This is a genomic window from Stenotrophomonas sp. PAMC25021, from assembly GCF_004795795.1.
In the GTDB taxonomy this organism is placed as follows: Bacteria; Pseudomonadota; Gammaproteobacteria; order Xanthomonadales; family Xanthomonadaceae; genus Stenotrophomonas; species Stenotrophomonas muris.
In genome coordinates this window covers 4,140,658-4,154,743 of record NZ_CP039255.1, presented here as the reverse complement: position 1 = coordinate 4,154,743, position 14,086 = coordinate 4,140,658, and the positions used below count along the sequence as shown (strand labels likewise).

The 14,086-nt window shown below is 67.9% G+C and carries 12 protein-coding genes; 1 reads left to right on the top strand and 11 read right to left on the bottom strand.

The window, feature by feature from the left end; all coding sequences use genetic code 11:
* Window positions 1–4 precede the first annotated feature (4 nt).
* On the bottom strand, window positions 5–421 hold the full coding sequence (locus tag E5790_RS19210) for a host attachment family protein (RefSeq protein WP_049439519.1): 417 nt from the start codon (window positions 419–421) through the stop codon (window positions 5–7).
* A 569-nt stretch (window positions 422–990) separates the two neighbouring features.
* Between E5790_RS19210 and proP the strand changes: the two genes are divergently transcribed.
* Window positions 991–2,481 (top strand): glycine betaine/L-proline transporter ProP, encoded by a 1,491-nt coding sequence (gene proP / locus E5790_RS19205; protein ID WP_046430926.1) that lies wholly within the window; start codon window positions 991–993, stop codon window positions 2,479–2,481.
* Window positions 2,482–2,553: 72 nt separating this feature from the next.
* On the opposite strand, the gene E5790_RS19200 is transcribed toward proP, so the two are convergent.
* The 10 genes from E5790_RS19200 to E5790_RS19155 form a co-directional block, all read right to left on the bottom strand.
* The gene (locus E5790_RS19200; protein WP_111206320.1) at window positions 2,554–3,183 is read right to left on the bottom strand and encodes a hypothetical protein; all 630 of its coding nucleotides are present in this window, start codon (window positions 3,181–3,183) and stop codon (window positions 2,554–2,556) included.
* A 3-nt stretch (window positions 3,184–3,186) separates the two neighbouring features.
* Window positions 3,187–3,528 carry a type II toxin-antitoxin system prevent-host-death family antitoxin gene (locus E5790_RS19195; protein WP_014647343.1) on the bottom strand — a complete coding sequence of 114 codons (342 nt, stop codon included), beginning with the start codon at window positions 3,526–3,528 and terminating at the stop codon, window positions 3,187–3,189.
* Between the two features lie 70 nt (window positions 3,529–3,598).
* Complete coding sequence (locus tag E5790_RS19190) at window positions 3,599–5,185, bottom strand: PAS domain-containing protein (RefSeq protein WP_049439515.1); 1,587 nt, start codon at window positions 5,183–5,185, stop codon at window positions 3,599–3,601.
* A gap of 9 nt (window positions 5,186–5,194) precedes the next feature.
* Entirely contained in the window at window positions 5,195–5,599 is a 405-nt protein-coding gene (locus tag E5790_RS19185; RefSeq protein ID WP_014647345.1) for a response regulator, read from the bottom strand.
* 136 nt (window positions 5,600–5,735) lie between these two features.
* Entirely contained in the window at window positions 5,736–7,190 is a 1,455-nt protein-coding gene (locus tag E5790_RS19180) for a porin family protein (RefSeq protein ID WP_111206322.1), read from the bottom strand.
* Window positions 7,191–7,279: 89 nt separating this feature from the next.
* Window positions 7,280–8,044 carry a Slam-dependent surface lipoprotein gene (locus tag E5790_RS19175; protein WP_014647346.1) on the bottom strand — a complete coding sequence of 255 codons (765 nt, stop codon included), beginning with the start codon at window positions 8,042–8,044 and terminating at the stop codon, window positions 7,280–7,282.
* 52 nt (window positions 8,045–8,096) lie between these two features.
* The gene (locus tag E5790_RS19170; RefSeq protein ID WP_049439511.1) at window positions 8,097–11,213 is read right to left on the bottom strand and encodes a TonB-dependent receptor; all 3,117 of its coding nucleotides are present in this window, start codon (window positions 11,211–11,213) and stop codon (window positions 8,097–8,099) included.
* A 183-nt stretch (window positions 11,214–11,396) separates the two neighbouring features.
* Window positions 11,397–12,353: a FecR domain-containing protein gene (locus E5790_RS19165; RefSeq protein ID WP_049439509.1), complete on the bottom strand. Its 957-nt coding sequence runs from the start codon at window positions 12,351–12,353 to the stop codon at window positions 11,397–11,399.
* Between the two features lie 82 nt (window positions 12,354–12,435).
* The gene (locus E5790_RS19160) at window positions 12,436–12,939 is read right to left on the bottom strand and encodes an RNA polymerase sigma factor (RefSeq protein WP_014647349.1); all 504 of its coding nucleotides are present in this window, start codon (window positions 12,937–12,939) and stop codon (window positions 12,436–12,438) included.
* Window positions 12,940–13,069: 130 nt separating this feature from the next.
* Window positions 13,070–13,996 (bottom strand): LysR family transcriptional regulator, encoded by a 927-nt coding sequence (locus tag E5790_RS19155; RefSeq protein WP_111206324.1) that lies wholly within the window; start codon window positions 13,994–13,996, stop codon window positions 13,070–13,072.
* Window positions 13,997–14,086 lie beyond the last annotated feature (90 nt).

Sequence of the window (14,086 nt, the reverse complement as noted above, 5' to 3'; positions counted from 1 at the left end):
CCGGTTACGCCGCCAGCGCTTTCTGGATATCCGCCAGCGGGGCGTTGGTCAGGTCCTTGGCGATATCGCCCAGCAGACGCGCCTGGACCTCCTTGTGCAGCAGCGGGCGGATACGGCCCAGCGTGGTCGGGTCTGCCACCAGCACCAGGTGTGCATAGCGGTTGTTGAGCGCATCTTCGTTCAACTGCTCCGCCACCTGCTTGGCGAACGTCGCCTCGTTGAGCTGCGCAATGGACATGTCCTTCGGCACCGCGCCGGCCGGGCCCTGACCAGAGACGCCCTGCTCGCTGATGTCCTGCAGGCGCAGCTCACCTTCCTGCTTCAACGCCAGCTGACGTTCGCTGCCGACGTTGGTGAACACGCGGGCCGAACCGCCATCGGCGACGATGATCAACGTGCCTTCGGGAATGCGACGGGTCATGCGATGCTCCTTCTCGATTGCGTCCAGCGCTACCGTAGACAGCGTCGCGTGAGCGCTGCGGCCAGAGTTCGTTCAACACTTGTCATTGCATGCCGCGCGGATGAACAGGCGCGATGGAACACAGCGTGCAGATCAGTCCGCTTCGCTGCATGCTCACGCCGATGCCGCTATGATGAACGAATGATCGACACGACCCACTACGTGACGGGCGCACCTGTTACGTGGGAAGCACTGCCGACCGGCGCTTCGCTTGCCACGATGGCTCCCGCCCTGCCGTTCCACCGCCTCGCGCTGGATCCTGGCGGATGACGCCCGCAGGCCCTCGGCCTGCACTCCCCACGCTGCTGTGACCGCCGGCCGCTGATTGCGCGACCGCTGTGATTCCGTTGCTGCGTTTCCGCCATTGCGGCGGTGCTTTGCCGTGCGCGTGGCGTCGTGCCTGCACACACTCCCCGGCCCCCACGCCACTCACCGATGCCCCTGCGCCACCTGCGCCTGCATCGCCGTTTCCGATTTCCGGGACCTACCTCACCGCTCATTTCCCCTCTTCTGCCTACAAGGGAGCCCCCATGCAGGACACCCCCGATGCACATGCCCATTTCGGCTGGTTCAAACGCCGCCGCCACCTGAAGGTCGATGAGATCACCGTCGTCGACAAGCCCATGCTCAAGCGCGCCGTCGGCGCGGCCGCACTCGGCAATGCCATGGAGTGGTTCGACTTCGGTGTCTACGGCTATCTGGCCGTCACCATCGGGCAGGTGTTCTTCCCCTCCAGCAACCCCACCGCGCAGGTGATCGCTGCGTTCGCCACCTTCACCGTGGCGTTCCTGGTGCGGCCACTGGGCGGCCTGGTATTCGGCCCCCTGGGGGATCGCTACGGCCGCCAGAAAGTGCTGGCGTTCACCATGATCCTGATGGCGCTGGGCACGTTTGCCATCGGCCTGATTCCCGCCTACGAGCGCATCGGCATCTGGGCGCCGGTGCTGTTGCTGCTGGCGCGCGTGGTGCAGGGCTTCTCCACCGGCGGCGAATACGGGGGCGCGGCCACCTTCATCGCCGAGTATTCCACCGACCGCAACCGCGGCCTGATGGGCAGCTGGCTGGAGTTCGGCACGCTGGGCGGCTACATCGCCGGCGCCGGCACCGTCACCGCGCTGCACATGCTGCTGAGCAGCGAGCAGATGCTGGACTGGGGGTGGCGCATTCCGTTCCTGGTGGCCGGCCCGCTGGGCCTGCTCGGCCTGTACATGCGCATGAAGCTGGAGGAAACCCCGGCGTTCCGCGCCTTCGCCGAGGAAGCCGAGAAGCGTGAGCACGAGCGGCCGGGGCTGGGCGCGCTGTTCCAGGTGCATGGCCGCCAGCTGCTGGTGTGCATGGGCCTGGTGCTGGTGTTCAACGTGACCGATTACATGCTGCTGACCTACATGCCCAGCTACCTCAGCGTCACGATGGGCTATGCCGAGAGCAAGGGCCTGCTGCTGATCATCATCGTGATGCTGGTGATGATGCCGCTGAACATCGTCGGCGGGTTGTTCAGTGACCGGCTGGGCCGGCGCCCGATGATCATCGGTGCGTGCATCGCGCTGCTGGTGCTGGCCATTCCGTGCCTGCTGCTGGTCGGTAGCGGCAACGACGGGCTGATCTTCCTCGGCCTGATGCTGCTGGGGCTTGCGCTGGTGTGCTTCACCAGCTCGATGCCGTCCACGCTGCCGGCGCTGTTCTACACCCCGGTGCGCTACAGCGCGCTGTCGATCGCCTTCAATGTGTCGGTGTCGCTGTTCGGTGGCACCACGCCGCTGGTGACCGCGTGGCTGGTGGAGCGTACCGGCGACCCGCTGGTGCCGGCCTATTACCTGATGGGCGCGGCGGTGATCGGCCTGGTAACCATGCTGTTCGTGAAGGAAACCGCCGGCCTGCCGCTGCGCGGTTCACCGCCAGCGGTTGGCAGCGACAAGGAAGCAGCCGCGCTGTTGAAGAGCGATGTGCCGGTGACGGTGGACCCGACCTTGCCGCCGCTGCCGGACGTTGCCGAGCCCGAGCAGGCGAAGCCGGCGTTGTAGAGCCGAGCCCGTGCTCGGCTGACTTCCAGGGGATCAGCCGAGCATGGGTTCGACTCCGCACCCCGTGCGGCATCAATCACCCGGGGTGTCCAATTCCATCGCGCGCATCACGATGGGCTTGGCCCAGCCCGGCGTGTGCAACAGGTCGGCCACTGCGACCGGGTAATGCAGCTGGCCTGCAGCCATGGCCAATACCGGCAGCGGCACCACGCAGCCGTCGGCATGGGCCGGCGCGCTGTTGTCGTAGACATGCAGCTCGGCCAGGTGCGGCATCAGCTCCAGCAGGTTTGCGCGCGCCGAATCGAAACGCGCGTGGATCTTCTCCACCGGAATATCGTGGCCACCGGCGGCCACCCGCGCGGCCACACGGGCGACGTGCAGCCCGACATCGGCCAGCCCACAGAACCAGATCGCCACCTGGTGCCGCTCGCAGGCCTCACGCAGCAGACGCGGAATGGTGTTGCCACCGAGCGTGGTCTCGAAGGCGAAGTCGGTGCCATCGGCCATGGCCTGGCGCAGGCGGCGGGTGCCTTCCTGCCAGGCCTCGGCATTGGCGTCCGGCAGCGGCCAGCCGGCGTCGACCAGGCGGCGGGTGAACGAGTCCGGGTTGAACCAGCTCAGCCCTTCGGCGTCCAGCCAGGTGCCCAGCAGCGAACTCTTGCCGGCGCCATTGACACCGGCCAACGCCAGGATGCGTCCCATCGATCAGAGCGGACGGCCAAGGGTGACCTTGCGGCCGCGCCGGATCGGCTGGCCCAGCACCTTGCCCAGCCCTTCCCCGCGCTGCAGCCCGGCCAGGGTCTGGTCGAACTCGCTGCGCAGGCGCTGCAGCTCCTCGCTGCGCTCACCGGCATCACCGCCGGCGGCCTTGGCCAGCAGTTCCTGGTAGGTGCGGATGTCCACGATCACCGCTTCCGGGTGGTTGTGGTTGGTGATGACCAGCGCCTGCTTTTCGCGCACGGTGCGCATCAGGCTCGGCCAGCCCCGGGTCTTCACCGATGAGGCCGGGGCCTTCTCGAGGCCAGGCAGATCCAGCGGCAGGGTCATGGCACGGCTCCAGGCGGGGTGGATGATCGACACTATACCCAATTTGGCCAAATTGGGGATAAATCCCCTTTTACCGCAGGGGCCCGGCGTCCGGAGCGTCGGTCTGCAGCAGGCTGTCGCGTTCGCGCAGCGGGAAGCGGATCCACGCATCCAGCCCCTGTGGGCCAAAGTGCAGCTCGCCGCTGCCAGCCAGCTCGTAGGGCACGCGCTGCTCGATCAGCGCCCGGCCCAGGCCGCGCTGGCGTGGCATTTCCCAGCCCTCCACGTCGGCATGGCGCTCGCACCAGTGCAGGCCCAGCCACGGTTCGGCGTCCTGCACCTGCAGATGCCAGGACACCTCGATCCGCCCCGCCGCGCGCGCGGCCGCGCCGTAGCGCAGCGCGTTGCTCGCCAGCTCATGGATGGCCAACGACAGCACCTCGGCCGCTTTCGGTGGCAGCAGCACGTCCTCACCGTGCAGCTCGCACAGGCCCGTGCCCGGCATCTGCGCCGACACTTCCTCTTCGATCATCCCGCGCAGGCAGACCCCGGCATTGCCGCCGCGGGTCAGCAGGCTCTGCGTGCGCGCCAGCGACATCAACCGCCCGCACAGCCGCTCGGCGTACTCGTCCACGCTGGCCACGGTACTGCGCGTCCGCCAGGCAAGGGCATGGATGGTGGACATGATGTTGCGGACCCGGTGCTGCAGTTCGGCCAGCAGCACCGCCTGGCGCTCGGTGGCGCGCTTGAGGTCGTCGATATCCACCGCAATGGCGAACACCCCGGTCACCTCGCCGCCTGCATCGCGCAGCGGCGCAGCGGCGACGCGTGTCCAGCGGGCGCGCCCGTCGTCATGGATGAACTGGAACTCCAGGCCAGGGACCACCGTCTCCCCCCGCAGGGCGCGGGCGATGGCGAAATCATGGGGCTCGATGCGCGAGCCGTCGGGGTGCCATCCCTGCCAGCGGTAGTGGTTGGGACGATCGGTGGACGGCACCTTGCCGGTGGGCAGATAGGTCCGCATCCGGTCATTGGACAGTTGCAGTCGGCCTTCGGCATCGACAATGCAGACGCCCACCGGCAGCACCTTGAATGCCAGCGCCAGGCGCCGGTCGCTCTCACGGCGCTTCTGCTCCTCGCGCTCGCGGGCCGCCTGCGCGACATGCGCGGCGGTCGTTTCGAACATGGTGACAAGCACGCCGTTGATGCGCCCTTCCTCACCGCGGATGGGGCTGTAGGTGATGGTGAACCAGACATCCTCCAGCCGCCCCCGCCGCGCCAGCGGATAGAGCTTGTCCTCATAGGTGATGGTCTCGCCCTGCCACACCCGCTGGTAGATCGGGCCGTTGATGTGCCAGACCTCAGGCCAGCACTCGCGGGTGGGCTGGCCAAGCCCGCCCGGATGCTTGTCGGCGAGGATCTCGGCATAGCCATCGTTGTAGAGCTGCACCAGCTGCTCGCCCCACAGCACGATCATCGGGAAGCCGTGGGCCAGCATCAGGTCGACAGTGGCGCGCAGGTGCGGCGGCCATCGCTCGATCGCACCCAGTGGCGTGCCTGACCAGTCGTGGCGGGCAATACGGGCGGCCATGCCGTCATGGCGTGCATGCGCCTGCAGCGGCGGCGGCATGCCCGCCGGGCGCTCAACGGCCGGGAGACCCTGAATGCGGTGTGACATGCCGCGCAATCAGGCGATGCCCGCAGCAGCCTGCGGGCCTGCCACCAGCCGTGCCAGCTGCTGGACCAGTGCCTCGATGTGATAGGGCTTGGTACAGCGGGGCGCGCCAGCGAAGCGGCTGGGCAGATTGTCATCGTAGCCGGAGGTCAACATGAACGGCGTGCCGGCGTCCGCCAAGCGGTCGGCCAAGGGGTAGACCAGTTCACCCCCCAGGTTGATGTCCAGCAGGGCGACATCGATGGGGTTCTCATCGACCAGACGCCCCAGCGCCTGCAGGTCACCGGCCGGTCCCACCACCTGCGCGCCCTTCAGTTCCAGATAGTCCACCAGGAACATCGCGATGGCGAATTCATCTTCCGCCACCAGCACCCGCAGCCCTTTCAGGCCCTCTGGCTTGTTGCCCGCTTCCAGCACGACCCGCGCTCCTCGATACACGCGGCGCACCTCTGCCGCAACGCCTGCAGGATGCGCGAAACGGGCTACAAGGGCGCGTGATGATCGATGAAGATCGCCGCCACGGCCCGTTCACCCGGGCATTGCAGCGACGCGTTCAGAACGCACGCTCCCATTTCAGGCTGAGCAGGCTGCGGTCGTGGCTGTACAGCCAGCCGACGTTGCTGTCGATGCGGGCGTAGCGCAGGCCCAGGCTGGGCACCAGCCCGGCCACCGCCAGCCGCTCGCTGCGCACGATGGCGATCAGGTTCTGTTCGTCGTCCTGCCTGCGCGCCTCCAGCAATGGACTCCAGGCGTCGTAGTCGCGGCGGCGCAGCGACACGAACACCGTGGCCGTGGTGCCGCTCCACTGCCGCGCCGCGCCCAGCCGCAAGCCGCGCTGGCGGTAGCCGTTGGCCGGGTCGGCAGCGCTGCTGCCGGTGACATCCAGCCCGGCGAAGACCGTCCAGCGCGGATTGAGCGCACGGAACCAGGTGGCATACACCGATACCAGCTCGCCGTCATAATTGCTGGCCAGGCCCTGCTGGCGATACCGCTGGCGCTTCCAGTCGGCCTCCAGCTTGAGCAGGCTGCGTGCATCCAGGGCGTACTGCCATTCGCCGTGCACGCCACTGCCGCCCTGCAGCGCACGGTTGCCCAGGCCCTGGACGTCATAGCTGGGGGCAAGCAGCACGGTCTGCCGCGCACTGCGCCAGCTGTAACCTGCCTGCACATTGGCATTGAGCTCGTTGTAGGCACGGTGCCCGCGCCATGCCTGACCGAAGGCGAGACCGCGCACGTACAGCCCATGATGCCCGTCGAGGACCCAGCGCCGTTCCAGGCTGGCGTCGTAGTCGAGGCCCCCTGCGCGCTGGGCGTCGGGCAGTTTCCGTTCGATGATGCAGGCGTCGCCTACGCCGAACAGGCAGGTGCGGCTGGCCGAGCTGCGGTTGATGTTGTCACTCCATGCGGGGCCGGCGGACAGCGCGCCTTTCCAGCGCTGGCGCGCCTGCAGGGCACCCAGGTACCCGTCCACGCGCGCGCGGACGCCGGCCGTGGCCGGATCATCAGCATTGATGCCTGCAGCGATGGCCGTGAACAGCGCGACCGCATCGCGATCACGCTGGTCTTCCGCATAGACACGTGCCAGCTCGAGACGGGCCGGCAGGAACTCCGGCTGCGCCGCCAGCAGCGCTTCGTACTCCTTCGCCGCGCGACGATGGTCGCCGGCCACGCGGGCCAACGCCCCCTGCGCGTAATGGCGCAGCAGCGGGTCATGCCCCGGCAGTTCGATGTACTCCTCGAGGAACGCCGCGGCGGCCCGCCATTGCTGATGCTGCAGTGACAGGTAGAGGGCCTGGCCGAGATCGTCAACGGTGCGCTCCACGCGCAGCGTCCTGCCGTCGATGGTGATGGTCGGCCGCTCCGACTCGGCCTGTTGCAGGCGCTGCCGGTCCTGCTGCTGGTGGCGCAGTTCGCTGCCCTGTTCAAGCACGCGGCGCAGATCGTCCTGCTGGGCGCGCACATCAGCGGCAGCCAACAGCAGTACGACAAGGAAGGTGGAATGGCGCATGGTCGATCCGTGGTGGTGCATGCAGCGGCCGAAGCAGGGACTGGCGGATCGCGGCTTGTCCCTGCCCTGCCCCGTCAGGGGCGTGGCGATCAGTTCTTGCTGCCGCCGAAGGCGGTGTCGTACTGGCTGTTGCCGGCGAACGTGGCGATACCGGCGAGCGTGGCCGCATTGGCGCCGAAGAACTGGCCCTGGCTGTTGCCGGTGACCGAGCCGTTGGCCACGGCGGTGCCGGCGAAGGATGCATCGGCGCTGTTGATGTTGGCGCTGATCGCCAGGGTCTGGCCACCACCGGTCAGGCCGCCGGTCAGCTTGCCAGTGCCGAAGTTCGCCGCGAAGGTACCGCTGAGCAGGTTGCTGCCATTGAACCGGTTCAGGCCGGCCACCGCGTAGGTGGCGGTACCGCTGGGCAGGGTGGTGCCGGCGCGGTCGCCAGCGAAGTACACCTGGCGGTTGTTGAAGCCACCCGCAGCGCCGTCCTTGGACCATTCGCCGAACCACACATCGCCACTGCCCACCTTGACGAAGTTGAAGTGGCCCATGCCGGAATGGCTGCCCGGCGTACCGGTGATCGGCATGGCCAGGGTACGCACGGTAACGCCGTTGACGGTGGTCGGGGCCGAATAGGCCGCCAGCCCCTGGAAGTCGACCGGCTTGCCATTGGAGACGGTGCCGACGCCGATGCCGGCCTTGCCTGCGCTGTGCGGGCCGCCGTTGACTTCGGAGGCACCGACCTTGACGTACAGCTGCGAATCGGTGGCCGGGCTGGCCGCACCGACGATGTCGGCGGCCTGGGCGGCACCGGCCAGGGCGAAGGTGGCGGCCATGGCCAGTACGGAACGGGAGATCATCTTCATGGAACTACTCCTTGGGTTGAGGGAACAACGGGTACAACAACGAGGCAGGTCATCAGAAGCGCGCAGTGACACCGAGCTTCAGCGTGCGCCCCGGCGCCGGCAGCGTGGAGCGCGTGGCCGGGTCGACGTAGTAGCGGTTGCCGAGGTTGGTGCCGACCAGCTCGACGCTGGTGTGGTCATTGAAGCGCCAGCGCGCGTAGGCATCGACGGTGGTGATGTTTCCCCAGGTGAACGGCACGTTCTGCCAGATCAGGCCACCGCTGCCGGCGTACAGGCGATCACGGTAGGCCTGCAGGTCCGGGTTCTGGTGGCGCCGGTAATGCACGATGCGGCTGCCCAGCTCCAGGCGCTCATCGAACAGCCGGGTGCCCAGCGACACGTTCACCGACAACCGGGGAATGGCCTGGGTCAGCAGGTAGCCACTGACGAAGCCGTCCTGCACGCAGTTGGGCACCTTGCCGGCCAGCGCATCGAGCTGCACCGCCATGCTTTCGTCGCAGACCTTGTTTTCCAGCGTACGGGTGATGCCCAGGTCGGTGAAGAAGCGCCGGTTGTCGAACCGCGCCTGCAACTCCAGGCCGCGGATGCGCTGCTTGTCCAGGTTGTCGAACAGGAAATTGCCGTCGCGCTCGATTACGTTGCGGGTCTTGTGCACGTAGTAGGCCAGCTTCACGTCGGCATCGGCGGTGTTGCCGAACAGTGCGGACAGGTTGTGCACATAGCCCACTTCGTAGTTGTAGGCGTGCTCGGGCTTGAGCGGGTACAGCGGGTTCAGGCTGCTGGAGAACGCGATGGTGCTCTCGAACATGCTGGGGAAACGCACCGCCTCGCTGTAACGCGCATAGGCGCGCGCATTGGGCGAGAAATGCGCGGTGGCCGAGAAGGTCGGCAGCCAGGCATGGTCGCGCCTGCGCTCGTTGCGCCCGGCCACCGTCTGCGGCCGCCCGTTCTGGATGCTGCACAGGATCTGCGCGCCCTGCACCGGCAACAGCCCGGGAATGGCCGCCACCTGACCATTCAGGCACGGGTTGCTGGCACGGCTGTAGTTGCCGTCCGCATCCGGCAGCCACGGAATGCTGTGGTCCACCGCAACCGGCGTCTCATACCTGCTGAGCAGGCCCTTGAGCAGATCATCAACGATGAAGCCCATGCCGATGCTGTCCCAGAACGCGCGCTGCGCCTCGATGGCGTCGATCTCGCCCTGCAGGCTGGCCGGGCGCTCAGGCAGTTCGTTGACCCGGTAGCGGGCCTCCTTGGGGAACACAGAGGTGGTCATCAGTTCCGGGTGTTCCTGCAGGAAATCATCGAAGGCCCAATAGCGCGCGTAGCGCACGCCGGCGCTCAGGGAGAGGAAATCCACCGGCCGCCAGTCCAGCACCAGATAGCCCTCGCCTTCCTGGCGGCGCCCGGCGCGCGGGTACATGCGCCAGCCATCGCTGACGCCAAAGTACGGGTCCGCCGAGCGCAGTTTCTCGAACTGCCAGTTGCCGCCCACCGTCAGGTCCAGGGTGGAATGCAACGCGAAGCGGTTGCTCAGGGTCAGGCCGGTGCGGTCGTTGCGGGCATTGGCCAGCGCGGTATTGCGCAGGATCGGGCTGCTGCCGGGGTTCCAGTCGGGGTTGCTGGCAAAATTGGGGAAGCCGCCAGCGGTGTAGGTATCGCTGGTGGTTTCGGTGCGCCACAGGTTGGCACGCAGATCCAGCCAGCGGCTGCCGGCAGGCTGCCAGTGGTATTCCAGGTTCCAGGCATCTGCATCGACGCGGCTGAGCGGCCACTGGATGCGACCGTAGTCGGGCGCGGACAGGATGCGCGAGGGCATGATCTCGCCGTAGTGGGAGAGCGTACGCCGCCAGGTGGCGCGCAGCTGCTGGTCATCGTTGATCTGCCAGGTCGCCTTCAGCAGCCACGATTCCTGCTCGCTGGAGGTGTTGGGCACCTCGTCGCCGGGCTTGAAGTAGCGCGCCAGCGTGGTGATGTAGTCCAGGCCCTTGTACTCGAACTGCTCGCGCGGGTCCTGGTCGTAGTACGCCGTGCCCTGGGTGCCGGAGAAGTAGTTGCCGCGCTTGCGCCAGGCATACGCGGCCATCAGGTCCACGTGTTCGCCGCGCAGGCCCAGCGCCAGCCGCCAGGCCTGGTCCTCGCCGGCGAACACATTGGCTTCCGAACCGCGCGACTTCACCGGCACCAGCAGCGTGCTGTCGGCATACGGTGCCGAGGGCGAGCCCTGCGGGAACCCGGGCACCGTGCGGTAGTCCTCGCCGGTATGCAGCCGCGGCAGGCGTGGTGCCACCGCATTGCTGCTGCCTTCGATCTTCAGCTCCCCGCCGAAGCGCTCACCCGCTTCCACGATGTCATCGACGTCGATGGTCTTGATCACCAGCGCGCCACCGATCCCGCTGTGCACATCGCGCACCAGCCCCGGCCCCTTGATGACCTGGATGCCACCTATCAGGTTGGGATCGATGTAGTTGCGGTTGCTGACGCCGTTGTAGCCGCGCCAGACCGTAAGTGCCTGCTCGCCGCCGTCGATGCTGACCGGCACCCGCCCCGGCCCCTGGATGCCGCGGATGTTGATGTCCAGCGCGCCACTGTTGCGCGCATCGCCGCTGAACACACCGACCAGATCCTTGACCACGTCGGCCGGATTGGAGCCGCGGTAGCGCTCCACCCGGTCGCGCCCCGAATACGCCGTGGCCATGTCCAGCGCGAACACATCATCGTAGCCGCGCCGATCGCGGGCCTCGCCCCCTTCCGACTGCAGGCGACCGGCCACGTCCAGTGTCTCGGTCACCCGCACCCCTTCCCCTTCACCCGTCTCCGCTGCGGTACGCAGGCTCCAGGTGCCGTCCATGCCACGCTGCGCGCGCACGCCGCTGCCACGCAGCAGCAGCTGCAGGGCCTGCATCTGGCTGTACTCGCCGCTCACCGCGCTGGAGCGACGGCCTTCCACCAGGTCACTGCGGAACACCACCTGCACATCGGCCTGGCGGCCAAAGGCACGCACGGCGTCGGCCAGGGGCTGTTCCGGAATGGCGTACTGGCGCAGCGGCGCGACGACCGCCGGTTGCGCCTGCCCGGCCGGCACCCAGGCCAATTGCAGCAATGCGGTGGAAACAGCCAGGGCCAGAGCGGTGGCGCGACGATGACAGGCGGATGCCGTGGACGGCATGGACAGGAACTCCTCAAGCGGGGCGGGACCACGGACACGTCCGGTGCCCGGTGGTGTGTCTGGCTTGAGAAGAAACGCTGTTTCGCTCTGGCTATACCTCTATAGACAGCGGGCTGCGACGACTGCCCACGGTTTTTTCATGTTTTTTTCATGCGACCGGTTCGTCCATGTTCCGCGGGTGCTTCACCACAGCAGCAATGCACCACCGGGCAAGCGCTGCACGCGCAGTCCCGCCTGCGCGGCCACGGCGACGATGGCCGTGTCCGGTTGCTGCAGGTGGAACAGGCCACTGACCCGTATGCGTGCGCCCTGCCCGCCCAGTACCCAGACCGGGGCACGACGGTAGCGCGCCAGGTCGGTGATGGCCTGCGCAGCGGGCAGATCGTCGATGACCACCTCACCGCGACGCCACGGCGCCATGCTCTCCGGATCTTCCAGCTGCGCCGGCTGCAGCCAGTGCCCGTCACGGAACGCGCGTGCCTGTCCGGCATGCAGGCGCTGCACGCTGCCATCGCCCGGGCGCACATCGACCACACCCGCGCTGACCTGGGTGGTGACCGTGGTATCCAGCATCGACACGCTGAAGGCAGTGCCGATGTCACGGACCAGGCCGCCCGCTGCCTCGACCTGGAACGGGCGAGCCTCGTGCGCTACCTGGAACCAGGCCTGGCCGCGCAGCAGGCGCAGGTGGCGCTGCCGGTCATCGAACGAAAGTGCCAGCGCGGTGCCGGCATCGAGTACCGCCGTGCTGCCATCGGCCAGCTGCACCACTCGTGGCGCATCGCTGCTGCGCACATCACTGCGCGCCAGCAGCAACGCATGCGGAGCGGCCGCGACCATCAGCACCACGGCCGCAGCCGATGCCAGCAGCCACGGCAGGCGACGGCGCGGTGCGATCGGCCGCAGCCCCTGGCGGTCGGCGGTCAGCTCGGGCAGCGCGGCCAGCACCTCGGGCCCAGCAGCGTCCAACCGCTGCCAGAAGGCCTGCTGCTGGCGCCAGGCCAGCGCATGGCGCGGATCGGACTGCAGCCAGCGCTGCAGGGTGCGTTGCTGGCGTTCCGGCAACGGGCCTGCACTGCACCGTATCACCCAGCGCAACGCCTGCCTGGCCTGACGCGGCGAGGGTTCGGACGTGGTCATGGTTGTGGCCTGCCGCACCGCGAATGGGTGCGCTTTCCTGTTGTGACAACGGCGGGCACGATCTGCCCACGGCAATCGCCGCTCATCGGCCCATTCCCCGCTGCTGTTGCTGGATCAGCAGCGCTGCGCGCAGCACATGCTTGCCGACCAGGCTCTTGGAGATCCCCAGGCGCGCGGCAATCTCGCGTTCGCTCAGGCCCAGGTAGCGGTTGAGCACGAAGCACTCGCGTACCTGGGCCGGCAGGGCCAGGATGGTCTGGGTGATCTCGCGCAGCTGCGCCTGGTCCAGCGCCTGCGCCTCGCCGTCGTGGCCTGCCTCGGCCATGCCGGTGGCGTACTCGGCCATCGCGCGCCGCTCGCGGGCGTCGGCCTGGCTGCGGTTGAGCGCGTGGTGGTAGGCCATCCGGTACAGATAACCGCGCGGCTCCAGGATCGGTGGATCACCGGGCACGCTGCTGGCCTTCAGGTAGAGGTTCTGCAGGGTGTCCTCGGTGCTGGCCGGGTCGAGGTAGCGCGCGACGAAGCGGGACAACGCACGGCGCTCGCGGATCAGCAGCTCGACCAGCGCCAGGGCATTGGGAGACATAGGTGCCAAGGCCGGACCGGGGAATGATGGGCGTGATGGCGACGGTCCGGACGTGGATTGTGGGCTGCGGGGCCGCAGGCGGCAAGCCGCGCCACGAAAGCATCATCGACGCATGGCGTGGATGGAGGATCTACGGTTCCTCCAGCGCCTCGAAGCGTTCGGCGAGGTAGTCGATCAGCGCACGCACCGCAGGCAACAGGCCGCGTCGCGACGGGAACACCGCGTGCACGATGCCGTGCTTGGGCACCCACTCCGGCAGTACCGGCACCAGCGCGCCACTGGCCAGCTCGTCGCTGATCATCATCCGCGGCAGCATCAGCAGGCCCACCCCGGCCACCGCGGCGGTGCGCAACGCGATCATGTCATCGCTGACCAGCCGCGGGCGATGGTGCACGCTGGCCAGCACATCGCCCGGCCCGGTGTATTCCCAGGCATGCTGCTGGCTGGGCGATGCCAGATCCACGGTCGGCATCATCGCCAGGTCGGCCGGCACCTGCGGCGTGCCCAGCCGCTGCAGCAGCGCCGGGCTGGCACTGGTGCACCAGACCCGGCGCGCCAGCACGCGTACCACCAGGTCACTGTCCTCCAGCGGCGGCGGCCGCACGCGGATCGCCACGTCCACACCCTCGCCCACCACATCGACGCGCCGGTTGGTGGCGTCCAGCTGCACCGTCACCTGCGGGTGCAGGGCCAGGAAATCGGCCAGCATCGTGCCAATGCGCGCGTGCAGGATCGCGATCGGGCACGCCAGGCGGATTGTGCCGCGCGGCTCGGCACGTGACATCGCAATGGCTTCCTCGGCCGCTTCGGCTTCGACCAGCATGGCCTTGCAGTGGCGGTAGTAGTCCTGGCCGATCTCGGTGACCGAGAAACGCCGGGTCGAACGCTGGATCAGGCGCACGCCCAACCGTTCCTCCAGCAGCGCGATGCGCCGGCTCAGTTTCGACTTCGGCATCGCCAGCGCCCGGCCGGCCTGCGAGAAGCCGCCATGCTCGACCACCATGGCGAAGTAGAACAGGTCGTTGAGGTCACAACGGCGGATATCTGCGATGAACACGGGGCGATCTCCTGCGGCCACGGCCTGCAGACATTGTTCACCAGATAGGACTATGACGGCAAATACTGGCGTCTACCGGCCTTATTGTCA